The sequence below is a fragment of the Gammaproteobacteria bacterium genome (assembly GCA_028819075.1).
Classification (GTDB): domain Bacteria; phylum Gemmatimonadota; class Gemmatimonadetes; order Longimicrobiales; family Gaopeijiaceae; genus BD2-11.
The window spans coordinates 153,943-180,203 of sequence record JAPPMM010000065.1 but is presented as its reverse complement, the minus strand read 5'-3'; the positions used below and the strand labels follow the sequence as shown (position 1 = coordinate 180,203).

The window sequence follows — 26,261 nt, the reverse complement described above, 5'->3', positions numbered from 1 at the left end:
GCGGCACAGTGTAAAATCAACGGAATTCACCGCGCCGGGGTTGACCCGCCGGAGCCGTCGGGGTAGTCTTTGCGCGCTCCGCGAGCAGGCTGTCGGTTCGCGGGAGCCAGCCCTTCCTCCGTTGCCAAACAGTCGTCATGCGTTCGCTCGGGATCATCCTCCTTCTCCCTTCGCTGATTGCCACCGCTGCGTGCGGAAGAGATCCTTTCGCGCTCGAGTGGATCGCCTCCGCCGATACGGTGCGCCTGTACGCGATCTCCCGCCCCGAGCCCAACGTCGAAACAGGCTTCGACTTCGGTGCCCGGCACGCGGTCCGCATCGAAGCCCCCGCCACCACCTCAGCCTGGGACCTGGCCGTGGACATCGAAGGCGGCAGGGCCGTCTTCCTGACCCCCGGATTCTTCGGCGTCGACTCGGATGCGGCGCTGGTGGAGCTGCCCGACGAGAACTTCGACGACATCGAGGAAGCCCCCGAGGACGATGACGTGTACATCGAGGACCAGGCGGTACCGGTGAACCTCGGGAGCCTTTACGTGGTGCGCACGCGGCGCTTGCGCTCCAACTACGGGCAGCTCTGCAACCACTACGCGAAGATGGTCCCCCTGGACGTGGACCGTGTTGAACGCACCGTGGTCTTCGTGTTCGACACCAACGGGATCTGCAACAGCCGCAAGATGCAGCCGGACATCTTCCCCTGAACCCCATCTGCCCCCAAACCCTTCCTGGGCCATGCTCGACCTGCGGATGATTCGGGCGCGACCGGATCTGGTTCGTGCCGGAATAGCGCGGCGCGGCATCGCCGGCGGGGCCGCCCTGGTCGAACACCTGCTCGCGCTCGACGAGCGGCGCCGGTCCTCGATCGGAGAAGCCGATGAGCTCAGGGCGCACCGCAACACCGTTTCCCGCCGCATCGGGGAACTGAGGCGGAAGGGTGAATCGGCGGACGGGCTGATCGACGAAATGCGCAAGGTGGGCGGCCGCATCGACGCGCTCGGCGAAGTGGTGCAGGATGCGGAGGCGCACATCCGCGATATCCTGCTGGAGATGCCCAACCTGCCGCTGCCGGAAGTACCGGATGGGGGGGAGGAATCCAACGCGCTTGTGCGCAAATGGGGGACGAAGCGGAACTTCGATTTCGAGCCCAGACCACACTGGGAGCTGGGGGAGGGCCTGGGGCTCCTCGACCTCGCGCGCGGGGCAAGGATCTCGGGTTCGGGATTTCCGGTTCTCACGGGCCGGGGCGCCCGCCTGCAGCGGGAGCTGATCGGCTACATGCTCGATCTGCATGTCCGCGAGCACGGCTATACCGAGATGCGCGTGCCCTACATGGTCACCCGCGAGAGCCTCACCGCCACCGGCCATCTCCCGAAGTTCGAGGAGGATGCGTACGTCACGACCCTGGACGACCTCTGGCTGATCCCCACTTCCGAAGTGCCGCTCACCAACATGCACCGGGGCGAGATCCTCTCCGCGGACGAACTGCCTCTTCGCTACACCGCCTATTCACCCTGCTTCCGGCGCGAAGCGGGCGCTGCGGGCGCCGATACCCGCGGCCTGCTGCGCGTGCATCAGTTCGACAAGGTCGAGCTGGTGCGCTACGAGACCCCCGAGCGCAGCCGAGAGGCACTCGAGGAGATGACCGCGGAAGCCGAGGTGGTTCTGCAGCGCTTGGGGCTTCCCTATCGGGTTCTCAGCCTGGCGACGGGCGATCTGGGCTTCTGGTCGTCCATGACCTACGATCTGGAGGTCTGGGCCCCGGGCGTGCGCCGCTGGCTGGAAGTGTCGAGCGTCAGCACTACCACCGACTACCAGGCTCGGCGCGCGAACCTGCGGTATCGGCCCCATCCCGGCCGCAAGCCGGAATTCGTGCACACGTTGAACGGTTCGGCGCTCGCTCTGCCGCGGCTGCTGGTGGCCCTGCTGGAGACCGGCCAGGATGAGGACGGCAGCGTGACCCTGCCGGAGCCGCTGGCCGAGCGACTCGGGGCCGGTCGCCTGCTGCCCTGAGGAGGCGACGGGCGGGTGTCGCCGAAGCGCTGGTACGTCGGGCTCGCGGCGCTCTTCGTGGCACTGGCCGGATGGTATCTGCTCTACACGCAGCAGATCGTGCGCGCACTGCGGGCCGACAGCGAGATCTTCACGCGCATCTATGCCGAGGTCATGGAAGGCCTGACCGACCCCGAGGAAGGCAGTTCCATCCAGGCGCTCAGGGGGCTTCAACTGCTGATCACCGAGTCGGGCGTGCCGTTCGTAATGACCGGACCAGGAGACACCGTGCTGGCCGTCGAGAACCTTCCCTTCGATGTGGATCTCGGCTCGGCGCAGGGGCAGGAGCGGGTGCGCGGCTACATCAACACCCTGGATCAGCGCAGTCCCCCGGTCGGCGATCCCGAAGTCCAGCTCATCCACTACGGCCCACCTCCGATTCTGACGCGCCTGCGCTGGATTCCATGGCTTCAGGCGGGGGGGCTGGCGCTGGTCGTGCTCATGCTGGCGGGACTGGTGCGATACCAGCGCAGAGTGGCTGGAGAGCGGGCCTGGACGGTGATGGCCCGGGAACTCGCACACCAGCTGGGTACACCGATCTCTTCGCTGCACGGCTGGGTCGAACTCCTCAAGCTGCCCGCGCCCGAGCGGCCCGGAGAGCTGTCCGAGCGCGAGATCCTGCACGAGCTCGACGATGATGTCGAGCGCCTCGAACGCGTTACCCGCCGATTCGAACTGATCGGCCGGGAGCCTGCCCTCGGGCGGGTCGACCTGACCCGCGTGCTGGAGGAGCTGGAGGGCTACTTCCGTTCCCGCCTCCCCAGCCTGGCGTCGGAAGTGGAACTGGTGATGGAAGTTCCCCCCGATCTGCCCGCGGTCAGGGGACACCATGTCCTGCTCAGTTGGGCTCTCGAGAACGTGCTCAAGAATTCGCTCGACGCCCTGGCCGGGCGCGGGGGCCGGATTTCGATCACATGCTCCGGGTCGGGTGCGGGATGGGTGGATGTGCGCATCGCGGATACCGGTCCCGGAATCGATCCCGCCGTGCGCGACGACATCTTCGAACCCGGTGTTACCACCAAGGCGAGCGGCTGGGGCGTGGGGCTCACGCTGGCGCGCCGCATCGTGCAGGGCGTGCACCGCGGGAAGCTCGAGCTGGTGTCGGAGTGGGAGCCAGGCGCGACCTTCAACATACGACTTCCGTCCGAGGCCTGATCCGGTGGATCACCTGGAGGGGCTGAACCCCGAGCAGCGGGCCGCCGTGCTCCACTTCGAGGGGCCTCTGCTGGTGCTCGCCGGCGCAGGGACCGGAAAAACCCGGGCGCTTACCTGCCGGATCGCCCATCTGGTGCGCGAGCACGGCGTTCCGCCGCATCGCATCCTCGCCGTCACCTTCACCAACAAGGCGGCGGGTGAGATGCGGGAGCGCGTCGCCAACTACCTGGGAGAAGAGCCGCGGGGGATGTGGCTCGGCACCTTTCACGCCCTGGGCGCTCGTCTTCTGCGAATCCACGCGGGCGAGGTCGGCCGGGTGGCCCCGTTCACAATCTTCGATTCCGAGCAGAGCCTGAACCAGGTCAAGCGGGCCCAGAAGGCCGTCCGCGTCAACCCGGAGCGATGGAATCCGCGATCGGTGCAGGGCGTCATCAGTGCCGCCAAGAACGTGCTTGCCGGCCCGCAGCGGTTTCATGAAGAGAACGCGGACGGTGCCGACCCGCTGGCGGCGGCCGCGGCGCTCGTGTACCCCGAGTATCAGGCTGCCCTGGAGCGCCAGAACGCCTTCGACTTCGACGATCTGCTGATGAAGCCGGTGGAGCTGCTGGAGTCGTATCCCGATATCCTGTACCGGTACTCGGACCGCTTCGCGTTCATGCTGGTGGACGAGTACCAGGACACCAACCATGCCCAGTTCCGGCTGCTCGACCTGCTGGCGCGTGCGCACGGCAACCTCATGGTGGTGGGCGACGACGATCAGAGCATCTATGGATGGCGGGGGGCCGACATCCGCAACATCCTCCAGTTCGAGTCGGTCTTCCCCAGCGCCCGCGTCGTCCGGCTGGAGCGCAACTACCGGTCTACCGGACACGTCCTCCACGCGGCCAATGCCGCGATCTCGCACAACGTTGCCCGCAAGGCGAAGACGCTGCATACGCGCCGCCCGGACGGCGAAATGCTGAGCGTTCTGCACACCGCGACCGAGACCGACGAGGCTCGCTGCATCGCCGATGAGGCCGAGTCGCTGAAGCAGGCCAACGGATGGCCGTTCGGGAGTTTCGCCGTCCTCTACCGCACCAACGCCCAGTCGCGCGCGCTCGAGGAAGAGCTGATGCGGCGCTTCATCCCCTACCAGATCGTCGGAGGGGTGCGCTTCTACGAGAGGCGCGAGATCCGCGACGTGCTGGCCTATCTGCGGCTGATCTCGAACCCCCGGGACGAAGAGGCGTTCAACCGCGTCGTCAACTATCCGAAACGCGGAATCGGCACGGTGTCGCGCAGCCGGTTGACGGCGTGGGCACGAGGACGCGGGGTGTCGCTGCTCGAGGCTGCGGCGGAGGCGCGCGCGGCGGAAGGCATCCGGCCGTCCACCGCCCGCACGCTCGGGCGCTTCGCGCGCATGATCGGTGACTGGCGCTCCCTCGCCCGGGAACGCAATGCGGGCGAGGTCACGGAGGCGGTGGTCACCGGGTTGGACCTGCGGGAGCGGCTGCGCAAAGAGGGGCCGGAGGGCGAGGACAGGGCCGCGAACGTGACGGAGTTGATCGCCGCCGCCTTCCGCTTCGACCCCTCGGAGCATGATCTGGGCGAAGAGGAGGAGATCGCGAAGGCCAGCGAGCTGGATCTGTTCCTTCAGCACACGGCGCTGGTCACGGGCATCGACGCGCACGACAGTGGGGCCGACGCGGTCACCCTCATGACCCTCCACAGCGCGAAGGGGCTCGAGTTCCCGTGCGTCTTTCTCGCCGGAATGGAGGAGGGGCTGTTTCCGCTGTCGCGGGCGCTGGAACTGCCCGAGGAACTGGAGGAGGAACGGAGGCTCTTCTATGTGGGCATCACGCGGGCCGAGGAGAAACTCTATCTCAGCTACGCGGAGCGAAGATGGCGAGCCGGCGAGGGCATGACATCGAGGCCCTCGTCGTTCCTCGGCACGATTCCCGACACGCTGGTGGAATACCGGCGCTCGTCGCGGCTGCAGTTGTCCCGCCACCGGTATCGCGCGAGAGGCGCGTACCGGGAGGGCAGGCATGGTGGCGAGTCCCTGGACCGGAGCCAGGCCTATGCGGACCCGGATCCGGCCCGATACGATGATCTGAACCAGGACGCTCCCCGCTACCGGCAAGGTGAACGCGTGGTTCACGGGACCTTCGGCTTCGGATCGATCCTGGATATCTCGGGGTTCGGTCCGGACCTCAGGGTGACGGTGGATTTCGATGACGTGGGGAGGAAGAAACTGGTAGCGCGCTTCGCGGGTCTCGAGAGGGCGTTCGAGTGAACAGACCGGATGGGACGGAGCCGGGCGTGACCGTAACCATTGAGGAGATTCACCGAATCGCCGCCCTCGCTCGCGTCCGCCTCGACCAGGGGGAGGCGAAGCGCATGGCGCGCGACATGAGCTCGATCCTGGAGCACATGGCGGTGTTGAGCGGGGTCGCGCCGGAGCCTGCTCCCACATCCGGCGTCCCGCAGGACGAGGGCTCCACGCGACCATTCGGGGAAGCCTCGGACCGGAGCGGTCCTCCGGCCGGAGAAGGTGCAACGACGCCGGATCCTCTCGAGCGGCCGCTCGCGCGCATCGCTCCCGACTGGCGGGATGGTCTCTTCATCGTCCCCCGGCTTCCAGGTGTGGCGGGCGCACCCGGCGAACGGAAGAGCTCGCCGTGAAGGCGAATGCGGGCGGCGTGGCGGCGAGGGCCGCGGAGGTCCGGAACGGGAAACTCGCCTGGGGCTCGATGGCGGCGCAGGCGCTGGAGGCGCACGGGACGTGGGAGCGGGGCCCCGCTCCGCTCAACGCCTTCATCGCCGTGGATGCGAACGCGGATCGGCAACGCGGTCCGCGCGACGGCCTGCTCGCGGGCATACCGGTCGCGGTCAAGGACAACCTGGCCACGGCCGGCTTCCCCACCACCTGCGGCTCCCGCATCCTGGAGGAGTTCCGTTCCCCGTACGAAGCCACCGCCGTCCGTCGGCTTCGCGGAGCGGGCGCGGTCATCGTCGGCAAGACCAACATGGACGAGTTCGCCATGGGGTCGTCGACCGAAAACTCCGCCTTCGGTCCCACGCGCAATCCCTGGCATGCGGAACGGGTTCCCGGCGGAAGCTCCGGCGGGTCGGCGGCGGCGGTGGCCGCGGGCATCGTGCCGGTCGCGGTGGGCTCGGACACAGGTGGTTCGGTTCGCCAGCCGGCGTCGTTCTGCGGGGTGGTGGGCATCAAGCCCACCTACGGGCGGGTGAGCCGCTACGGGCTGGTCGCCTTCGCCTCCTCGCTCGACCAGGTGGGCGCCCTCGGCCGCACTGTGCGCGACGCGGCCACCCTGCTCGAAGTCCTGAGCGGCCACGACCCGCGCGACGCCACCTCGGTCAACCGCCCCGTACCGCCTCTGACGGCGGCCTGCGAGCGGGGGGTGCGCGGGCTGGTCGTCGGCGTTCCGCGCGAGTACTTCCCCGCCGGCCTGGACCCGGTGGTGCGCCGGCTGGCGGAGCACGCCCTCGGTGCCCTGGAGGGAGCGGGCGCCGAGTTGCGGGAGGTGTCCCTGCCGCACACCCGATACGCAATTCCCGCCTACTACATCATCGCGCCCGCCGAAGCTTCGTCCAATCTGGCCCGGTACGACGGTGTCCGCTTCGGGCGCCGCTGCCGGGAGGCGGATACTACCGAGCGACTGTACGAACTCTCCCGCTCCGAGGGCTTCGGCACCGAGGTCAAGCGGCGCATCCTGCTCGGTACCTACGCGCTGTCGGCAGGCTACTACGACGCGTACTACGGCCGTGCGCAGGAGGCGCGGGCTGCCGTCGCCCGGGATTTCAAGCGGACATTCGGGGATGGCGTGGACGTGCTCTTCACCCCGACTGCGCCGACCCCCGCCTTCAAGCTGGGAGAGCGCATCCACGATCCCTACCAGATGTACCTGTCCGATGTCTTCACCGTGACCGCCAACCTGGCCGGGGTACCCGCAATGTCCGTTCCCATCGGGCTGGCGGAAGGATTGCCCGTTGGGGGTCAACTCATGGCCGCACACTGGCGGGAGGACACGCTGCTGACCGCGGCCGCGGCGCTCGAAGCCGAACTGGGGACGGTGGGATCTCCCCCGGTTCCGTCCGGCGCAAGTGCTGCATGAAGGATTCGCGGCTGGAAGCCGTGATCGGCCTGGAGGTCCACGTTCAGCTCGACACCGGGCGCAAGCTGTTCTGCGCGGATTCAACCGCATTCGGAGCACCGCCCAACACGGCCGTGTGCCCGGTCTGCCTGGGGCTGCCCGGCGCGCTCCCCGTGCTCGACCCGGGAGCGGTCGATCTCGCGCTCCGGGCGGCGCTCGCGCTGGACTGCACCATCCACCCCGTCTCCGTCTTCGCCCGCAAGAACTACTTCTATCCCGATCTGCCCAAGGGATATCAGATCTCCCAGTTCGAACGCCCCCTGGCCACCCGGGGTGCCGTGGAACTGGATGGCGGCCGGCGGGTGCGGATCCGGCGGGTGCACATGGAAGAGGACGCCGGAAAGTCGCTACACGACCGCTTCGCCTCCGCGACCGCCATCGATCTGAACCGGACCGGCACCCCGCTGATCGAAGTCGTTTCGGAGCCGGACCTGCGCTCTCCCCGGGAGGCGCGCTCCTATCTCCAGCTCCTCAAGCGGCTGATGGAATACCTGGGGATATCCGATTGCAACATGGAAGAAGGCAGCCTGCGCGTGGACGCGAACGTGTCCCTGCGGAAGAAGGGAAGCGAGCGCCTCGAGGCCAGCACCGAGGTCAAGAACCTCAACAGTTTCTCGGCGGTGGAAAAGGCGCTCGGCGTCGAGATCTGGCGCCAGACCCGGCTTCGCGCCGAAGGCCGCGCCGTGACCCGCCAGACCCTGCTCTGGGATGCCGCAGGAGGCGACGTGCGGGTGATGCGGGACAAGGAGGACAGCCAGGACTACCGGTATTTCCCCGATCCCGACCTCCCGCCTCTCGTCCTCTCGGCCGCGCGCGTCGCGTCGCTGCGGGCGGAACTGGGCGAGCTTCCGCGTGCAAAGCGCGAGCGCTTTCGGCGTCAGTACGAGTTGCCCGCATACGACGCGGACGTGCTTACTTCGTCCCGGGGACTCGCGGACTACTACGAAGCCGTTGTCGCGTGCGGTAGGCAGCCCAAGACGGTGTCCAACTGGGTGATGGGGCCGGTGCTCGAGACGGTGAAACGAGGAATCGCCGACCTTTCCTCACCGGGGCTGGCACCCGGGCGACTCGCCGAACTGCTTGTGCTGGTGGACAAGGGGACGCTGTCGGCCACGGCGGCAAAGACGGTCCTCGCCGGCATGGCGCGCACCGGCGACGCGCCCGGGGCGGTCGTCCAGCGGGAAGGGCTCAGGCAGGTACGGGAAGACCAGGTGCTGGACAGGTGGGTGACGGACGCGGTGACGGCGCATCCGGAGGCAGTCGCCCGCTACCGCGCGGGGGAGACGCGCCTTTTCGGGTTTCTCATGGGCCAGGTCATGCGTGCCTCCGGGCGCAAGGCCGACCCGCGCCGCGTGAGCCAGTTGCTGCGGGCCGCGCTGGACGCCGATGCCGATTGAAGTCGGCGGATCGCCGGCCGAGTTGACCCACGGGCTGCCCGCCGCCGCTATCCGGTCTCGCCAGCCGGCTCGCGCCCGTCATCCGGCCCTGTGACGGCGGGGGTGTCAGCCGGCTCATCGCCTGGGGGCCCCGACGCGGCATCCTCTTCGACCGGGAGCACGGAGCGGGCGCCGCCGCGCGTGCGCTCAAGGGCGCGGGCGCCGGCGCCCACCCCGCGAACGGCCGCAGCCGTCTTGAGAAAAGTCTCTTCAGCCTCGGCCTGCACCACTTCCAGCAACGCGTTGAACTCATCGATGCGGGTTTCCATGTGCGTCGATGCCTGCCTCAGCCGGTCGGACAGCGCCCGCACGGACCCTGTGAGGTGCCGCGCCTCGTCGCGCAGCGAGCGGGAGACGGCATCCACGTTGTCCGCGACGCCGGCAGCCCGTTCGAGCACCGGCCGGCTGTGCTCTTCCAGCCGGCGCGCGATGTCGGTGAGCCGGCGCCCGTGCCTGTCCAGCCGCCTCAGGAAGGCCAGCAGCGCCACGGCGCCGAGCGAGGCCAGGACCACGAGGGCCAGGAGGCCCCACTCGCTGACGTTCGCGATCCCCGAGGGCGCGACCATGACGAAAACCGTGTCGGGCGCCGGTTCCTGCCCCGACACCCGGGCGGATGCCGCGGCCGCTATCGTCCAAACCGTTGCAATCATGGTATGATCAGGAGCGGCGTGGAGCCGAGAAGATTGGCGGGGCCTCCCTCGGAGAGCGCCTCACCGAAGGGTGCATCTGACGTATTGACAATAACTTGTAGAATCATCTGTTCTCCAATGGTAGCGCATTCGGGGCTTGCGCTGCAAGAACTTCCATGCACGTCCTGATCCCGCTGGCCGGGGCGTCGGCGACGCGGTATGTTGGCGCGGCAATGCGACCAGCGACCCGACGCGCGACCGCCCCCAAGGTCCCGGCGCTGGCCGCGCTCCCGTAGCTTCCACCTGGTCCACCATTCCACCCCCATGTCATGGCACACTTCCTGGTCGAAGGCGGCCACCCCCTCAGCGGGACCATAAGGCCGGCAGGAAACAAGAACGCGGCGTTGCCGGCACTTGCGGCGACGCTCCTCGCGACAGAGCCGGTCACCCTGGAGAACGTCCCCCGCATCAAGGATGTGGAGGCGTTGGCCGCGATCCTGCGCGCCCTGGGCGCCGAAGTGTCCTGGGAGGGGCCCAACGTGGTCACCGTGGATGCGGGACAGGTCAGCGACGTCCGTCCCCCGCGCGCGCTCGCAGAGCGCATTCGGGCCTCGATTCTGCTCGCCGGGCCGTTGCTGGCGCGCTTCGGACGCGTCCTGCTTCCCCCTCCCGGGGGTGACGTGATCGGCCGCCGCCGGCTGGACACCCACTTCATGGCGCTTGCGGCATTGGGGGGAGAGACGCGGCTGGGAAGGGAGTTCGAGATCCACGCGTCCAGCCTGAAGGGCGCCTCGATGTTCCTGGACGAGCCTTCGGTGACCGGCACGGAGAACGCCGTGATGGCGGCCACGCTGGCCCGCGGCCGAACCCGGATTCGAAACGCGGCGGCCGAACCGCACGTCCAGGACTTGTGCCACCTGCTGAATGCGATGGGTGCGCGCATCCGAGGCATCGGCACGCATGTCCTCGATATCGAGGGCGTCGGAGAGCTGGGCGGAGCCAGATACCGGATCGGCGCCGACCACATCGAAATCGGTTCCTTCATCGGCCTCGCGGCAGTGACGCGAAGCAGACTGGTCATCGAGGATGTCCCGATCGAGCATCTGGATTCGACCTTGCTGGGCTTCCGGCGCCTTGGCGTCGAGTGCGAACCTGTCGACGGGTCGCTGGTCGTGCGGGGCGATCGCGAGCTCGGGATCCGGCCGGACGCCTTCGGCCACGTGCCCAAGATCGACGACGGGCCCTGGCCGGCGTTTCCTGCCGACCTCACGTCGATCGCGCTGGTCACGGCCACGCAGTGCCACGGCACCGTGCTCGTATACGAGAAGATGTTCGAGTCACGCATGTTCTTCACCGACAAGCTTGTTTCCATGGGGGCGCAGATCATCCTGTGCGATCCGCATCGCGCGGTCGTGGTCGGCCCCGCGCAACTGCGGGGCGGACGCCTCGAGAGCCCGGACATTCGCGCGGGCATGGCGATCCTGCTCGCCGCTCTGGCTGCCAGGGGAACCAGCGAGATTCACAACATCGCCCAGATCGAACGCGGCTATCAGCAGATCGACGAACGCCTGCGCGGACTCGGAGCGCACATCGAGCGCGTGGGTTGAACACCGGGTCCTGCACGGGGTGTGGAATCCGGCTGACACACGACACCAGGGGCAGGGAGGTACACCGTGAAGGAAGAGGGAAGCGACGGCGAGCGTCGCAGGAGAAAGGGCATTCGCGAAGGGTTGAGTCAGGGGCTCGGTTTTCTTTCGGCGCTCAAGGACGCCATTGAGGAAACCCTGGCCGAGACCCGCGAGCAGGGCGGGCCGAACGCCGAAGCGGCGCGCGATGCGGTGAAGGGCGCGTTGTCCAGGGCTCAGGCGGCGGCCGAGACCGCCCGTGATCGCCTGGACTTCGTGACCCGTCGCGAGATGGACCAGCTGCGGGAGGCGGTAGAGCGTCTCGCCGCGAGGATCGAGCGCCTGGAGCGGCAAGACCCGACCCCGTGACCGGGGACGCGCCACGCTGGCAGCCGGAGCCGCGCGGCCGGCTCCGAAGCCTTGAACGGGGGTGGACAAACCCTTATTGTTCAGGGTCCGGGCGGATCGTCGGCCGACGATCTTGAGAGTGGGGAGCCAGTGGCCCCCGCTTTTTTTTACCCGGCAAGCCGGGCGGCGCCGCGCGGGCGGGCCACCCGTGACATGATCCCGACTTGCACGGGACGGGCGGACGATCCGCGTGTGTCGGCAGGGTGAACGGAGTCGATGATAGCGAACTCGGGCCAGATAATTGCGGCATTCCGGGACATGGCCGCCACCAAGAACCTGTCCGTGGACGAACTCAACGAGTTGATCGAGGACGGGATCATGGCCGGCCTCGCACGCATCCATGGGCCCAACGTGCGCGCCGAGATCGACGTGGACGACATGAGCGGAGCGATCGACATCGTCGTCCTCAAGCGTGTCGTAGACCAGGTCGAGGACGGCTCCGCGGAGATTTCCCTGGAGGAAGCCCGCTGGGACGACGAGGCCTTCGAAATCGGGGATCTCATGGAAATCCCCATGGACTTCACCGAGTTCGGACGCAACGCGGTGATGGCGACCAAGCAGCGCATCGTCCAGCGTATTCGCGAGAACGAGCGCGACCGGATTCGCGAAGAGTTCGCGGACCGGGTCGGCGAGCTGCTTTCGGGCGACGTGCAGCAGATCGAGCGGGGCAAGGTGGTGGTGATGCTGAACCTCGCCAAGGACGCGGACGCCATCATCCCCTGGAAGGAGCAGAACCCCCGGGAGCGTTTCCGCCAGGGCGATCCGATCCGCGCCGTGTTGAAGAAGATCGAGGAGTCTCCCAAGGGGCCCCGGCTCATTCTGTCGCGCGCGGACCCCGTTTTCGTCGAGTCCCTCTTCAGGCTCGAGGTGCCGGAGATCTACCAGGGCATCGTCGACATCCGGGAAAAGGCCAGGGAAGTCGGCGGCAGAACCAAGATCGCGGTGTCGTCGCGTGACGAATCCATCGATCCCGTGGGCGCGTGCGTAGGGCTGAAAGGATCCCGCGTACAGGCCGTCGTTTCCGAGCTGGGCGGAGAGCGGATCGATATCGTGCCTTGGCATCCCGATCCCGAAGTCTTCGCCCGCAGGGCGCTTGCGCCCGCGCGGGTTGCGAAGGTCATCAGCAACTACGACAACCAGGTAATCACCGCGATCGTGGACGAGGATCAGTTGTCCCTGGCGATCGGCCGGAATGGACAGAACGTTCGTCTGGCGTCGCAGTTGATCGGGTGGCAGATCGACCTCTACGGGTCTCGCGAGTGGCTTGAGCGGGGAGCGGACACGGCCATCTTCCCGGACGCCGAGGAAAACTACGAAACGTCCGATTTTCCGCTCTCGGAACTGGAGTTGCCGGCCGACGCGCTGCAGGCGCTCGGAGGGGCGGGATACACCACCTTCCTCCAGATCATTAACCTGGAGAGGGGCGAGTTTCTGGCGATACCGGGACTCTCTACTGACGCCGTAGACCAGATCGTCGGGCTGATCGACGAATTGACCGTGATCGAGGGCGAGGAAGACGCGCAACCCGAAGCTCTTGCGGACGGAGAGCACACAGACGGATGAGATAGCCGGGGCACGGCGCAGACGGAGTTCGTCGGCCGGGCCGGGGAAGCCAACCAGGGAGGAAGTCCAGGGGCATGCGGGTGTTTGAGCTTGCGAGAGATTTGCGGGTCTCGTCGCGGATGCTGTTGACGCTGTTGCGCAAGATGGGCGTAGCGCTGCACGGAGACAGGGATTTTGTGCCCGGCGACGACGTCTCGCGTCTCCTGGCGCGAATCGAGCGCGAGCGGCGACAAAGCGGCTTCGGAACCCGTGAAGCCGTGCAGGCCGCGCTGGAAGATGTTCGGTCAACCCATGTCCGGCGGAGGCGCAGTCGCAGGCGAATCCGGCGCGTGACGCCGAGCGAAGCCGAAGTTGTAGCCGTTGCGTCCCCGGTCGGGACGGCGGAGAACTCGGATCCGGTGACCGAGCAGGCCGATTCCGTACAGGTGGCCGCCGGACCGCCCTCCGCGGGCGATGCGGCGGAACCCGCCGAGGACGCCGGTTCCGCGGGACACCACGCGCCCAATGGCGAGACGTCCTCTCCCGAGACCGCAGCATCGGGTCCGGACATGCCCGGCGCAGGAAGCGAGTCGCCGCCGGCCGGGGCAGACCAGCTCGATGGCGGCGCGGCCGGGGCCACCGCCGGGCAGGATGCCGTGGCCGCGGACGCGGCCGCCGCGGCGCAGGTTGCCGACGCCGGCGATGGGCCGGGTACGGCACGGCGCGCGGAAGACGGGTCCGCATCCGCATCGCACCCGGCCGACCATCGCGACGCGGTCCCCGACCCACGGTCCGGGAGCCAAGCTGCCGCCCCGACCGCCTCTGGCGCATCGCCGGAGCCGCCGACCCCGCCCTCAGCCTCCGCGCAGCCACCGGCCGGGGCTTCCTCCGACCCTGGCCATGCGGCCCCGGCCCACGACGCGAACGTCACTTCGGCCGAGACCTTCCCGGCTGCGGCCCGACCCAAGCTGCGGTCGGCGCGCAGTCAGGGGCCCGAAGGTCCCGTGCGGGTCGTGCGCCAGTCACCCCGACTGGCTCCCGCAGCCAGCGCCGGGCCCGGAGGCCAGGTGCGCATCCAGGCCGAAGGGTACGGGCCCGACGGCAGACGCAAGCGGGGACGGAAGAAGGGCAGAAGGCGCCAGCGGGTGGACCAGGGCGCCGTGCAGGAGAACATCCAGCGCGTGATGGCCGAACTGAAGGGCGGGGGCCGGCGTCGGCGCAAGAGCCGTGATACGCGTCCCAGGGTGGAGGAAAAGGAGGCTCGCAAGGAGGAAGCCCGCAAGCAGGAGGAGCGCGAAGCCACCACCGTGCGCGTGAACGAGTTTCTGACCGTGGCCGAACTCGGGGAACTCATCGACATATCTTCAACCGAACTCATCGGCTCGGCCTTCAAGAGCCTGGGCCTCATGGTCACGATCAACCAGCGGCTGGATTTCGACCAGATCGAAATGCTGCTGGAGGAGTTCAACTTTACCGCCGTCCGCGAGCAGGAGTACGGCGCCGCGGAAGACGGTGAAGTGGAGGAGGAGGACGATCCCGAGCTGGCTATGCCACGCCCACCCGTGGTCACGGTCATGGGTCACGTGGACCACGGAAAGACGAAGCTGCTCGACTCGATCCGGGACACCAACGTCGTCGCGGGCGAGTCCGGTGGCATCACCCAGCATATCGGGGCCTACCACGTCCAGGTGGACGGCGACCGCTCGCTCACGTTCCTGGATACGCCGGGCCACGCCGCGTTCACCGCCATGCGCGCGCGGGGCGCCGACGTCACCGACATCGTGATCCTGGTGGTGGCGGCGGACGACTCCGTCATGCCGCAGACCATCGAGGCGATCTCCCACGCGCGCAACGCCGGCGTCCCCATCGTGGTGGCCATCAACAAGATGGATCTGCCGGCGGCAGACGCCGAACGCGTCAAGCAGCAGCTTCTCAGTCACGACGTCACCGTAGAGGATTTCGGGGGCGACGTGCTGGTGGCGCCGATCTCCGCCCGCACCGGAGCGGGCATGGACGAGCTTCTGGAGAAGGTGCTGCTGCAGGCGGAGTTGCTCGAACTGAAGGCCAACCCGAACCGCCCGGCAACGGGCGCCGTGATCGAGGCCAGACTGGATGTCGGGAAGGGCCCCGTCGTTTCCGTGCTGGTTCAGCGGGGTACCCTTCGAGTGGGCGACGACTTCATTTGCGGCAAGTTCGACGGCCGCGTGCGCGCGCTGCTGGACGAGCGCGGGGCGGTCGTGGAAGAGGCGGGCCCCGGCACTCCGGTGCAGCTTCTGGGCGTCAGGGGCGTGCCCCAGGCGGGCGACACGCTGCAGGTCATGGAGGCCATGCGGGCATCCGAGATCGCCAGCACCCGCCAGCGCCTGGAGCGCGAGAAGCTCCTGCGCATCAAGGATCGCGGGATCAGGCTTGGGGACTTCTCCCAGATCCTGTCCGCGGGTGAAGTCAGCACTCTGCCGCTCATCATCAAGGGCGACGTCGACGGCTCCGTACAGGCGGTGTCGGATACGCTCCAGCGACTCAGCACCGCGGAAGTGCGGGTGGAGATCGTCCACCGGGCGGTGGGAGCCATCAACGAGGAGGATGTCCTGCTCGCGCGCACCGCCGGGGGTGTCATCATCGGCTTCAGGGTGCGTCCGAACATCAACGCCCGGCAGCTGGCCGAGCGTGAGGGCGTGGACATCCAGGTCTACGACGTCATCTACGACGCGGAAAACGACGTGCGCGCCGCTCTGGAAGGCATGCTCGCCCCGGAGCGCCTCGAGAAGGTCGTGGCAAGCGCGGAGGTGCGCGAGACCTTCAGGGTGACGAGGGTCGGCACCATCGCGGGCTGCTACGTCAGCGAGGGGGCTGTGGAACACCCGTCGACGGTGCGTCTGATCCGCGACGGCGTCGTGGTGTACACGGGAGAGATCAGTTCGCTCAAGCGGTTCAAGGACGATGTGAAGCTGGTCCGCAACGGGCTCGAGTGCGGGATTGGAATCGCCAACTACAACGATGTGAAAGTGGGTGATGTCATCGAGTGCTTCGTGGTCGAGGAAGTCGCGCGCACCCTGGCCGGAAGTGCTCACGCGCGATGAGGCCGCGGGCGGTCCGGCGGTTCGCCGGCCGTGGTGATCGGGGCGATCTCCTGGGACCTTTTGCTTCCGGGATGCGTGTCCCTCAAGGACAAGCGCAACGTCGTGCGTTCCCTGAAGGACCGCATGCGCCATCGCTTCAACGTCGGCGTTTCGGAGACCCATATGCGCGAGTTGCACGCGCGAGCGGGTCTTACGGCGGTCTTCGTGACCACGGAAGGGCGTCACGCCGAGTCGATTCGCGGCCGTCTCGCCGGCTTCGTGGAGGCCGATGGCCGCGTCGTCGTACTCTCGGTCCGCGACCCCCTGGCCTGAAGCGCGCGCGGAAGCGCATGGAGGTCGACGTGGGCGCATGGTTCAACGGCCGCGGCCGCTGAGCGCAGATGGCTCGCAGGCTCGCCCGGGTGAACAGCCAGCTGCAGCGGGAGATCACGCGCATCCTCCGCAGCGAGGTGCGCGATCCCCGGGTGGGCATGCCGATGGTTACGGAAGTCCGCGTGACCTCCGACCTCTCTTTCGCGCGGGTGTTCGTAAGGCTGGCGGGCGACGGCCGGGAACGCGATCGGGCCATGAAGGGGCTCGCCGCCTCGGCCGCGTTCATCAGGGGATCGCTGGGCGCGGAGCTCCACATCCGGCGCGTACCCGAACTGCGCTTCGTCGAAGACACGTCGCTGGAACACGCCGCACGTATCGAACAGATCCTCAAGGATGTTCTCCCCGGCGACGGCGCAGCCGGGGAAGGGGAGGAGACGTGAGCCGCGCCCGTGACGGCGTGTTGCTGGTCGACAAGCCCATCGGCCCCACCTCCCACGACATCGTCCGGGAAGCGCGCGCGCGCCTGGGCCTCAGGCGCGTCGGCCATGCAGGAACCCTGGACCCCTTCGCCTCGGGGCTGCTCCTGCTCTGCCTCGGTCCTTCCACCCGCATTTCGCAGTACCTGTCGGCGATGGACAAGACCTATCTGGCGACCGCCCGCCTTGGCGTGTCGACCAGCACGCACGACATGGACGGGGACGTGGTGGGCGGAAGCCCTCGATGGCGTGAATTGGACGAGCGCACCGTCCGGCACGCCCTCGAGGCGTTCCAGGGCCCCATCCTCCAGGTTCCGCCGCGCTATTCCGCCAAGAAGGTGCGCGGGACCGCCGCCCACCGCCGCTCTCGCCAGGGCGAGACGGTCAAGCTCGAGCCGGTGCCGGTCGAGGTGTACGGGGTGGGGGAGATCCGCTGCGCCCTTCCGTTGGTCACGTTTGCGGTTCGGTGTTCTTCCGGGACCTACGTTCGGGCGCTGGCGCGCGATCTCGGCGAGGCGCTGGGGACGGGAGCCCACCTGACTGCGCTCCGGCGCACGGCGGTGGGCTCGCTGAGCGTTCGCGACGCGGCGGCTGCCGACGGGCTACGCGACGAGCTTCCCCCGGTCGCACACCTGTCAGCCGCGAGGGCGCTGGCGCACCTTCCGGCCGTGCGCGTGGGCGAGGAGGACGCCGCGCGCCTGGCGTGCGGACAGGCCATCGAACCGACCCTTGAGCCCGTTCCCGAGGCCGATCCGGTGGTTGCGCTCGCGCAGGGAACCCTGGTCGCGATCGGGGTCGGCCGGGGGGGCGTGCTGCAACCGCGCAAGGTGTTCCTGTGACGGCGTCCGACCGCATGGAGGGTCGCGCCGCGCGATCCGCCCGACCCGCACTGGTCCCGCGCTGCGAACGGGGGAGCGTGGTTACGGTGGGGACCTTCGACGGCGTCCATCTGGGCCACCGGGAGGTATTGCGCGAAATGGGCCGGAGAGCCCGACAAACGGGCAGGCCCAGCGTCCTGGTGACCTTCCGCCCCCATCCGCTCCAGGTCCTGAGGCCGAAGGACGCGCCCGGACTTCTGACCAGTTCGATCGAGAAGAAGGAGATCCTCGCGCAGAGCGACCTCGACTACGCCGTCTTCCTGCCGTTCACCCGGGCGCTGGCCCGCTACACTCCCCGGCGCTTCGTGGAGGAGATCCTCGTTGCCCGCATGAGGGTGAGGGAACTCGTGATCGGCTACGACCACGGATTCGGCAGGGGGCGGTCGGGAGATGCGGAAACCCTGGATGCGATGGGAACGGAGCTGGGCTTCGACGTCCAGGTCGTACCGCCCGTCGTCGCCGGGGGAGGTCCCGTGTCGTCGAGCAGGATTCGCAGGGCGTTGCTGGAAGGCGACGTGCGTGCCGCGCACACCGGGCTCGGGCGCCCGTATTCGCTGCGCGGGGTGGTCGTCCGGGGTGACGGGCGCGGGCGGCGCCTGGGTTTCCCCACCGCCAACCTCGAGATTCGGGACCCCGGCAAGCTGATTCCCGGCGAAGGCATCTACGCGGTGCGCGCCGGGTTGCCCGCAGGGAGGTGGGACGGAGCCCTGCACATCGGCCCGCGCCCTACCTTCCCCGGTTCCCGTGCGTCGATAGAAGTGCATCTTCTCGACTACAGTGCCGACCTGCGCGGTGCCGACCTCTACGGAACCGAAATCCGGCTGGATCTGATCGAGCGGCTCCGCGAGGTGCGATCCTTTGCCAGCGTGGCGGAGCTGGTCGGCCGGATGAACGAGGATGTCCGGCTTGCCCGCCGCATCCTGGCCGAATACCGCGAACGCGATTCCTCTCCACAGACCAGATCCCGGATGACACCATGACCGAACTGACCCGTCAGACCTGTGAACCGTGCAGGGCAGGAGCTCCTCCCGCCAGCGAAGCCGAAGTCTCGGCGTGGCGTCCACAGATTCCCGACTGGGAGATCGTAGAGCGCGACGGCATTCCCCGTCTCGAGCGCGTCTTCTCCTTCCCGGACTTCGTCCAGGCGCTGTCGTTCACCAACCGCGTGGGCGCGCTCGCCGAGGAGCAGGGACATCACCCGGCGCTCCTGACGGAATGGGGGCGGGTCACCGTTTCCTGGTGGACCCACAAGATTCGCAACCTCCATGTCAACGACTTCGTCATGGCCGCCAGGACCGACGCGGCGTTCGGCGGAGGCTGAGCCGTGTCGCCCGGTTGGGGCGCGCGCCTTGTAGCCCCCATCCCTTATGGCTAGCTTTGGTCGCCGTTTTACAAGTCAGTGGGTTCGCGCCCCGGCTTCCCTTGCAGCGTAAGACTCTTGAGGAGGCGGTCCCGCGATGGGATTCGTTAAGGAAGAAGTCATCCGCAAGTATCAGGTTCATGATGGTGACCGGGGCAGTGCACCCGTTCAGATCGCGATCCTGACCCACCGAATCAATCATCTCCAAGGTCACTTCCGCGCGCACAAGAAGGACCATCACAGCCGCCAGGGCCTGCTCAAGATGGTGGGCCGGCGAAGGCGGCTCCTCGAGTACATGAAGCGGACCGACTACGAGAAGTACCGCGAACTCATCGCGGACCTCGGTCTCCGCCACTAGGTCAGAGAATGCTGAAAAGAATCGAGCGACAGTTTGCAGGACGCACCCTGGTCCTGGAGACCGGGCGCATGGCGAAGCAGGCCCACGGGGCCTGCCTCGTTCGTTTTGGCGATACGATGGTGCTGTGCACGGCCACGGCACAGATGAAGCCAACCCATCTTCCCTTTTTCCCCCTCACCGTCGAGTACCGCGAGAAGACCTACGCCGGCGGCAAGATTCCCGGGGGCTTCTTCAAGCGGGAGGGCCGCCCGGGCGAGAAGGAGATCCTGGCGGCGCGCTCGATCGATCGCCCCATCCGTCCGCTGTTCCCGAAAGGGTACATGAACGAGACCCAGATCATCTGCTACATCCTGAGCGCGGATCAGGAGAACGATGCGGACGTCCTCGGCCTGATGGGCGCCTCGGTGGCGCTCAACATGTCGAAGATTCCCTTCCATGTCCCGGTGGCGTCGGTGCGCATGGGCCGGATTCAGGGCTCCTGGATCGTGAATCCCACCTTCCAGCAGCTCGAGTATTCGGATGTCGACCTGGTGGTGGCGGGATCGGCCGAGGCGATCACCATGGTCGAAGGCGCCGCGGTGGAGGTGCCCGAAGAGGATCTCCTCGAAGGGCTGGGCGTCGCCCGCGAAGCGATCCGCGAGCTGGTGGCCATGCAGCGTGATCTCGTCGCCGGGGCTTACGAGGACGAGATGGAGTGGACCAGCGTGGAGCCGGCTCCGGAGCTGGTCGGCCAGGTCGAAGCGCTCGCCCGGGACGGGGTGGCGGCCGCGTTCGAGGTGGAGGAAAAGCAGGCCCGGGCCGCGGCCTTGGCCGAGCTCGGAGATGAGGTGGCCGGCCAACTGGAGACCGAAGGGACGGAGATTGAAGAAGTCCGCGCCGCAGTGAAGGGAGTCCTGCGCAAGCTAGAGAAGCAGCACGTGCGTGCGGGCATCCTCGACCAGGGCAGGCGCGCCGACGGTCGTGGCGTCGACGACATCCGGCAGCTCGGCTGCGAGGTGGGCGTCCTGCCACGGCCGCACGGATCGGCCCTCTTCACGCGCGGACAGACGCAGGCCCTGGGCGTGGTCACCCTCGGCACCTCGCGCGACGAACAGCGCATCGATTCGATCGATACCCTCGAGGAAACCACGAAGTCGTTCATGCTTCACTACAACTTCCCGCCTTTCTCGGTGGGCGAAGCGAGGCCCATCCGCGGGACGTCGCGGCGCGAAGTGGGACACGGCAATCTGGCCGAGCGCGCCATTCAGCCCCTGCTTCCCGACTACGACGACTTCCCGTACACGATCCGCGTGGTGTCCGACGTTCTCGAATCGAACGGCTCCTCGTCCATGGCCTCCGTTTGCGCTGCTTCGCTGTCGCTGATGGATGCGGGCGTGCCGCTCAAGGCGTCGTGCGCCGGGGTGGCGATGGGGCTGGTGAAGGAGGGCGACCGCTTCGCGGTGCTTACCGACATTCTGGGGCTCGAAGACGCCCTCGGGGACATGGACTTCAAGGTGGCCGGGACGCGCAAGGGCGTCACCGCGATTCAGATGGACATCAAGATCGAGGGGCTCGATCTGGCGATCATGCAGGAAGCGCTGGGCAGGGCGCGCACGGCGCGACGCCGCATTCTGGATGCCATGGACCACGCCATCCCGGCGGCCCGCACCGACCTGTCCCAGTACGCCCCCCGCATCATCTCGATCTCGATCAACCCTGAGAAGATTGGTGAGATCATTGGCCCCAAGGGTAAGACCATCAGGGCGATACAAGATGAAACCGGAGCCAAGATCGACATCGAGGACTCCGGCGTCGTGAAGATCGCCGCCGTCTCGGGCGAGGCCGGCGTACGCGCCCGCGAAATGATCGAAGCCATCGCTCAGGAGCCCGAGGTCGGACGCATCTACGAAGGTCCCGTCAAGAACACCACCACTTTCGGGGCATTCATCGAGATCTTCCCGGGCACCGAAGGGCTCTGCCACATTTCCGAACTCGCTGAAGGGCGGGTGGGCAAGACCGAAGACGTCCTCAAGGTCGGCGAAATCACGCGGGTCAAGCTGCTCGCGATCGACGAAAAGGGCCGGCTGCGCCTCTCCAGGCGCGCGGCTCTTGCCGACAACACCCGGGGCGGAACGGCGTCCCGGGCCCGCCGGTGACACCTGGCCGATACCGCCGATCCCAGCGGCCCACCGGCCCGGCCGCGCTGGTTCCTGCCGCTCCCGCCACAACCCGAAACCGGGACCGCATGGCGGTCACCACGCTCGACTCCGGCATCCAGGTCCTCAGCGAATCGATTCCGGGGGTCCGCTCCGCGGCGGTCGGCGTCTGGGTCCCACAGGGTTCGGCGCACGATGGCGAAGATGTGCTGGGGGCGAGTCATCTGCTCGAGCACATGGTCTTCAGGGGAACGCAACACCGTTCACGCGAGCAGATCGCGCTCGCCCTCGAGAGCCTGGGTGGTTCCCTCGACGCCTTCACCAGCCGGGAACACACGAGCTTCCAGGCCCGTGTGCTGGATGAGCACCTGCCCCAGGCGCTCGATGTGCTCGCCGACCTGGTGCTTTTCCCCACGCTCTTCGACGAAGATCTGGAGCTTGAGCGGCGCGTCGTGCTCGAAGAGATCTCCGCGGTCGAGGATGCTCCGGAGGACTTCGCCTTCGAACTGCACGGCCAACACCTGTGGGACCGGCATCCCTACGGGACATCCATTCTGGGCACCCGCGACACCGTCTCGGCGGTCGAGGGAGATTCCCTGCGCGATCTGCACCGGAGCCGCTATGGCGCGGGAGGCATGGTCGTCGCCGCCACCGGCAACGTGGCGCACGATCGGGTGGTGGAACTGGCCGCACACTACTTCCGCAGCGCAGCCGACGGCGTTCCCGAGACCCCGATCCCCGACCCGGGGTCGGTGGAGGGGAGGGAGGTTCATGTCCGGCGGGAGACGGCCCAGACCCACATTGTGACCGGAACCGTAACCCCTCCCAGGGCCGACCGCAGACGATACCCCCTGGTGCTGCTCGCCGCGGCGATGGGGGGCGGCATGAGTTCGCGGCTGTTCCGGCGCATTCGCGAAGAACTGGGCCTGGCCTACTCGGTGTATACCTTCCAGTCCTTCTATTCCCGAGCGGGGATATCCGGCATCTACGCGGGCACCCGTCACGACGGGGCCGGCCAGGTCATCGACGCCATCAGGGAAGAGCTGGCCACCCTGGCGCGCGAAGGCCTTCCGCGCGAACACCTCGTCCAGGTCAAGAGTCAGGTCAAGGGGCAGATCATGCTCTCCCTGGAGAGCCCCGGCGCCCGGTTGTATCGGCTGGCGGGCTTCGCCCTTCACCAGGAGCCTTTCACCACGCTGGACGAACTTCTGTCACGCATCGATCGCGTGACGGAAGCGGAGGTCGCCGAATCCGCGGCCGAGTTCTTTCATCCCGACCGCCAGTGCCTGCTGCGTCTGGGACCCTGAAGCCCCGGCGGACGCCATGCTGATCGGAGTTCCCGCCGAGCGCAAGACACACGAATACCGGGTCGCGCTGGTTCCGGCGGGCGTCGAAGCCCTGACCCAGGCCGGCCATCAGGTGCTCATCGAGAAGGACGCCGGGCTGGCCAGCGGATTTACCGACGATTTCTACCAGCGCGCGGGCGCGGAAGTGGTCGACAGCGCGGCTGAGCTGTGGGCGCGCGCGGGGATGATACTGAAGGTGAAGGAGCCTCTCGCCGCAGAGTGGCCCGACATGCGTGCGGGGCAGATCGTCTTCACCTATTTCCACTTCGCCGCATCCGAAGCCCTCACCCGGGCGGTCATGGAGTCCGGCACCGTGGCCATCGCATACGAGACGGTGGCCACCGACAAGGGCGCGCTGCCCCTCCTTACGCCGATGAGCGAGGTGGCCGGAAGAATGGCCGTGCAGGAGGGTGTCCGATACCTGACCCGCTCCTCCGGCGGCAGCGGAATCCTCATCGGGGGCGTTCCCGGGGTCATGCCCGGCAAGGTGCTGATTCTGGGGGGCGGCGTCGTGGGCACCCAGGCGGCGAAGGTGGCGGCAGGGCTTGGAGCGCGCGTCTCCATTCTGGACACGTCGCTTCCCCGGCTCCGTCATCTGGCGGATGTGATGCCCGCGGGCGTCCATGCCCTCTACTCCACGCGCTACGCGGTGCGCAAGCAGTTGCGCGATTCGGACCTGATCATCGGGGCGGTGCTCCTGCCGGGTGCGCGGACGCCGTTCCTGGTGTTCGAGGAGGATCTCGCGACCATGCGCCCAGGGTCGGTGATCGTGGACGTGTCCGTCGATCAGGGCGGGTGCGTAGAGACCATTCGGCCGACCACGCACGAAGCTCCCACCTACGTGGTCGACGGCGTGATCCACTACGGCGTCACCAACATCCCGGGCAGCGTACCTCGGACGAGCACGCTGGCCCTGACCAACGCCACGCTGCCCTATGTCCTCGAGCTCGCGGGCGGGGGCTGGCGGGATGCCTGTCGCCGCAATCCTGCCCTTGCCCGTGGTCTCAACGTGGTTCGGGGCGAGGTGGTTCACGGAGCGGTGGCGGATGCGTTCGGCCTGCGGTCCACGCCGCTCAGCAGTTGTCTCTGAACCGTGTCGACCGGTGGCACCCTTCGTACTCCCCTTGAGGCCGACTCCCAATCTTGCTCCGGACCACGCCACTACTTAAGATGCGGGCACTTCCCGGGGACTGCCCGGAGCCTGCTTGCTCCTTGGGCGCGAATCTCAACAAGCCATTGTAAATAACAGATTTAGAGTGCTTTCTTCGAGTTGGTTCAAGCCGCGCCGCAGCCTCGTTCCCGTCCACGACATCGCAGTGGACCTGGGAACCGCGAATACGCTCGTGTACGTCCGGGGCGAGGGGGTTGTGGTGAACGAGCCCTGCGTGGTCGCCGTGGAAAAGACCTCGCGCAAGATCCTCGGGATAGGCCTGGACGCCAAGCGCATGCTCGGACGCACGCCGGAGGACATCGAGGCGATTCGTCCTCTGAAGGACGGCGTGATCGCGGATGTCGACATCACCGAGATGATGTTGCGCCACTTCCTCAAGCGGGTCACGTCCCGGCGCATGTTCCGGATGAAGCCCCGTGTGGTCGTGGGCGTTCCTTCGGGCATTACCGAGCTCGAGCGGCGCGCGGTGCGCTCGTCGGCACTGATGGCGGGCGCGAAGTCCGTGTACATGGTGGTGGAGCCGGTCGCGGCCGCGGTGGGCATGGGCCTGCCCATCGAGTCGCCGACCGGGAACATGGTGATCGACATCGGAGGCGGCACCACCGAGATCGCCGTGATCTGCCTGTCGGGCGTCGTCGCCAACTCCTCGATCCGCGTGGGCGGCGACAAGATCGATCATGCGATCGAAGACTCCATGCGCAGGCACTACAAGCTGCTCATCGGAGAATCCACCGCCGAAATGATCAAGATCCAGATCGGCTCCGCCTTCGACACCGGCGAGGAACAGGAGATGGACGTCAAGGGTCGCGATCTCGTCAGCGGAATGCCCAAGATGATCCGTATCGGCTCTTCGGAGGTTCGGGAGTGGATTCAGGAGCCCATCAGGTCCATCGTGGACGCCGTGCGCCGCGCGCTCGAGTCGACGCCCCCGGAGCTCTCCGCGGACATCGTGGACAGGGGCCTCCTGATGACCGGTGGTGGCGCGATGATTCAGGGCCTTGACCAGCTGATCACATTCGAGACCAACCTGACCGTGCATGTTGACGAAGATCCTCTGACCTGCGTTGTGCGCGGGGCGGGCCGGATTCTGGAGGATCTGCACACGTTTCGTAAGATCCTGACGGCTTGACCGCTGATCGTCGACCAGCTCGCGGAGCGGTCGAGGCGGCAGGGCAGGCCTTGAGCCCGACGGGTGGGGTTGATGCGCGAATACGGCGGCGCCGGCGGTAACGGACTGCGGACGCAGTTCCTTCTGGCGGCCGCCTGCCTGCTGGCCGGCCTGTTCTTCTACCTGATTCCCACGGGGCCCCAGCAGAATATCGCGTCCGGCATTCGCCTGACCCTGCTGCGCCCGTTCGTGGACATACGCAGCGCACTGTCCGCGGCCCGGTCGATGAGCCGCGAAGCGGACATGCTCCGCGCGCAGGTGGACTCCCTGCGCGCCTGGGTTGCCAACAATGCGCCGGCGATAGAGGAGAACCGACGCCTTCGAGTCCTGATCGGACTGGCGCCGCTGGTGGAGCGGTCGTATCGCGCGGTGAGCGTGCATCGCCCGGGGAACCTGGGTTCTCAGAGCACGGTCGTGCTCGACCTCGGCCATGAGCAGGGCGTCCATGGGTTGTCCCCGATCATTACGGCCGATGGGCTCGCCGGCAGGGTTCTCGAAGCCCACCCCTCGCTTTCGATCGGCATGGACTGGTCGCACCCGGACTTCCGGGCCTCCGTCATGTCGGAGGACGGTGAGCTCTATGGCATTGTCGGCCCGGAACCGGCCACGTTCGGGGAAGCCGAGCGGCTCATTCTGACCGGCATCCCGTACTTCAACGTCCTGGAGGACGGCACGCTGATGGTTACCAGCGGCCGTGGCGGTGTCTATCCGCGCGGCGTGCCCGTGGGCCGGATCGGCGGATTGGCCGACGTCGAGGAAGGATGGCACCGGAGCTACTGGGTGTACCCGACGGTGCATCCGGCCTCCGTCACGCACGCGCTGGTCGGCATTGCCGACACGGCCGGACCGGGGGAGGAAGCGGACCTGTCACGCCTGTTCCCGCGAGCAACGTCGCCGATCCCGGACTCCGCTCGACAAGCCGGGCCCGGTGGCGCGCCCGGTGCCGATGGCCGTGGTTGACCGTCCGCTCCCCGGCTCC

General features: G+C 67.7%; 23 protein-coding genes. 22 read left to right on the top strand and 1 reads right to left on the bottom strand.

Annotation, left to right across the window (positions count from 1 at the left end; genetic code table 11):
- Positions 1-137 precede the first annotated feature (137 nt).
- The 7 genes from OXU32_17590 (at position 138) to gatB (ending at position 8,755) form a co-directional block, all read left to right on the top strand.
- Positions 138-698 (top strand): hypothetical protein, encoded by a 561-nt coding sequence (locus OXU32_17590; GenBank protein ID MDE0075768.1) that lies wholly within the window; start codon positions 138-140, stop codon positions 696-698.
- Positions 699-729: 31 nt separating this feature from the next.
- The gene (serS, locus tag OXU32_17585) at positions 730-2,007 is read left to right on the top strand and encodes a serine--tRNA ligase (GenBank protein ID MDE0075767.1); all 1,278 of its coding nucleotides are present in this window, start codon (positions 730-732) and stop codon (positions 2,005-2,007) included.
- A gap of 15 nt (positions 2,008-2,022) precedes the next feature.
- Positions 2,023-3,201, top strand: a complete 1,179-nt coding sequence (locus OXU32_17580) for a HAMP domain-containing sensor histidine kinase (GenBank protein MDE0075766.1) — start codon at positions 2,023-2,025, stop codon at positions 3,199-3,201.
- A 4-nt stretch (positions 3,202-3,205) separates the two neighbouring features.
- Positions 3,206-5,476, top strand: a complete 2,271-nt coding sequence (locus OXU32_17575) for a UvrD-helicase domain-containing protein (GenBank protein MDE0075765.1) — start codon at positions 3,206-3,208, stop codon at positions 5,474-5,476.
- A 26-nt stretch (positions 5,477-5,502) separates the two neighbouring features.
- Complete coding sequence (locus OXU32_17570; protein MDE0075764.1) at positions 5,503-5,865, top strand: aspartyl/glutamyl-tRNA amidotransferase subunit C; 363 nt, start codon at positions 5,503-5,505, stop codon at positions 5,863-5,865.
- A 68-nt stretch (positions 5,866-5,933) separates the two neighbouring features.
- On the top strand, positions 5,934-7,319 hold the full coding sequence (gene gatA / locus OXU32_17565) for an Asp-tRNA(Asn)/Glu-tRNA(Gln) amidotransferase subunit GatA (GenBank protein ID MDE0075763.1): 1,386 nt from the start codon (positions 5,934-5,936) through the stop codon (positions 7,317-7,319).
- Positions 7,316-8,755 (top strand): Asp-tRNA(Asn)/Glu-tRNA(Gln) amidotransferase subunit GatB, encoded by a 1,440-nt coding sequence (gatB, locus tag OXU32_17560; protein ID MDE0075762.1) that lies wholly within the window; start codon positions 7,316-7,318, stop codon positions 8,753-8,755. The genes gatA and gatB overlap by 4 nt, the downstream gene beginning before the upstream one ends.
- Positions 8,756-8,802: 47 nt before the next feature.
- Here the strand turns inward: gatB and OXU32_17555 are convergent, their stop codons facing one another.
- Positions 8,803-9,444 carry a hypothetical protein gene (locus OXU32_17555; protein ID MDE0075761.1) on the bottom strand — a complete coding sequence of 214 codons (642 nt, stop codon included), beginning with the start codon at positions 9,442-9,444 and terminating at the stop codon, positions 8,803-8,805.
- 308 nt (positions 9,445-9,752) lie between these two features.
- Between OXU32_17555 and murA the strand changes: the two genes are divergently transcribed.
- The 15 genes from murA (at position 9,753) to OXU32_17480 (ending at position 26,242) form a co-directional block, all read left to right on the top strand.
- Positions 9,753-11,030: a UDP-N-acetylglucosamine 1-carboxyvinyltransferase gene (gene murA / locus OXU32_17550; protein MDE0075760.1), complete on the top strand. Its 1,278-nt coding sequence runs from the start codon at positions 9,753-9,755 to the stop codon at positions 11,028-11,030.
- Positions 11,031-11,096: 66 nt separating this feature from the next.
- On the top strand, positions 11,097-11,417 hold the full coding sequence (locus OXU32_17545) for a hypothetical protein (GenBank protein ID MDE0075759.1): 321 nt from the start codon (positions 11,097-11,099) through the stop codon (positions 11,415-11,417).
- Positions 11,418-11,672: 255 nt separating this feature from the next.
- Positions 11,673-13,019 (top strand): transcription termination factor NusA, encoded by a 1,347-nt coding sequence (gene nusA / locus OXU32_17540; GenBank protein ID MDE0075758.1) that lies wholly within the window; start codon positions 11,673-11,675, stop codon positions 13,017-13,019.
- Between the two features lie 125 nt (positions 13,020-13,144).
- The gene (gene infB / locus OXU32_17535; GenBank protein MDE0075757.1) at positions 13,145-16,078 is read left to right on the top strand and encodes a translation initiation factor IF-2; all 2,934 of its coding nucleotides are present in this window, start codon (positions 13,145-13,147) and stop codon (positions 16,076-16,078) included.
- A 33-nt stretch (positions 16,079-16,111) separates the two neighbouring features.
- Positions 16,112-16,390 carry a DUF503 domain-containing protein gene (locus tag OXU32_17530; GenBank protein ID MDE0075756.1) on the top strand — a complete coding sequence of 93 codons (279 nt, stop codon included), beginning with the start codon at positions 16,112-16,114 and terminating at the stop codon, positions 16,388-16,390.
- Positions 16,391-16,458: 68 nt separating this feature from the next.
- Complete coding sequence (rbfA, locus tag OXU32_17525; GenBank protein ID MDE0075755.1) at positions 16,459-16,830, top strand: 30S ribosome-binding factor RbfA; 372 nt, start codon at positions 16,459-16,461, stop codon at positions 16,828-16,830.
- Positions 16,827-17,705, top strand: coding sequence for a tRNA pseudouridine(55) synthase TruB (gene truB / locus OXU32_17520; protein ID MDE0075754.1), 879 nt, complete (start codon positions 16,827-16,829; stop codon positions 17,703-17,705). Before rbfA ends, truB begins: the two co-directional genes overlap by 4 nt.
- Positions 17,702-18,724: a bifunctional riboflavin kinase/FAD synthetase gene (locus tag OXU32_17515; GenBank protein MDE0075753.1), complete on the top strand. Its 1,023-nt coding sequence runs from the start codon at positions 17,702-17,704 to the stop codon at positions 18,722-18,724. Before truB ends, OXU32_17515 begins: the two co-directional genes overlap by 4 nt.
- A complete protein-coding gene (locus OXU32_17510) occupies positions 18,721-19,065 on the top strand; it encodes a 4a-hydroxytetrahydrobiopterin dehydratase (protein MDE0075752.1) in 345 nt (114 codons plus the stop codon). Before OXU32_17515 ends, OXU32_17510 begins: the two co-directional genes overlap by 4 nt.
- A 136-nt stretch (positions 19,066-19,201) precedes the next feature.
- On the top strand, positions 19,202-19,462 hold the full coding sequence (gene rpsO / locus OXU32_17505) for a 30S ribosomal protein S15 (protein MDE0075751.1): 261 nt from the start codon (positions 19,202-19,204) through the stop codon (positions 19,460-19,462).
- An 8-nt stretch (positions 19,463-19,470) separates the two neighbouring features.
- On the top strand, positions 19,471-21,597 hold the full coding sequence (locus OXU32_17500; protein MDE0075750.1) for a polyribonucleotide nucleotidyltransferase: 2,127 nt from the start codon (positions 19,471-19,473) through the stop codon (positions 21,595-21,597).
- 89 nt (positions 21,598-21,686) lie between these two features.
- Complete coding sequence (locus OXU32_17495; GenBank protein ID MDE0075749.1) at positions 21,687-22,904, top strand: pitrilysin family protein; 1,218 nt, start codon at positions 21,687-21,689, stop codon at positions 22,902-22,904.
- Between the two features lie 16 nt (positions 22,905-22,920).
- On the top strand, positions 22,921-24,033 hold the full coding sequence (ald, locus tag OXU32_17490) for an alanine dehydrogenase (protein MDE0075748.1): 1,113 nt from the start codon (positions 22,921-22,923) through the stop codon (positions 24,031-24,033).
- A gap of 166 nt (positions 24,034-24,199) precedes the next feature.
- A complete protein-coding gene (locus tag OXU32_17485; protein ID MDE0075747.1) occupies positions 24,200-25,243 on the top strand; it encodes a rod shape-determining protein in 1,044 nt (347 codons plus the stop codon).
- A 72-nt stretch (positions 25,244-25,315) separates the two neighbouring features.
- Positions 25,316-26,242: a rod shape-determining protein MreC gene (locus OXU32_17480; GenBank protein ID MDE0075746.1), complete on the top strand. Its 927-nt coding sequence runs from the start codon at positions 25,316-25,318 to the stop codon at positions 26,240-26,242.
- Positions 26,243-26,261 lie beyond the last annotated feature (19 nt).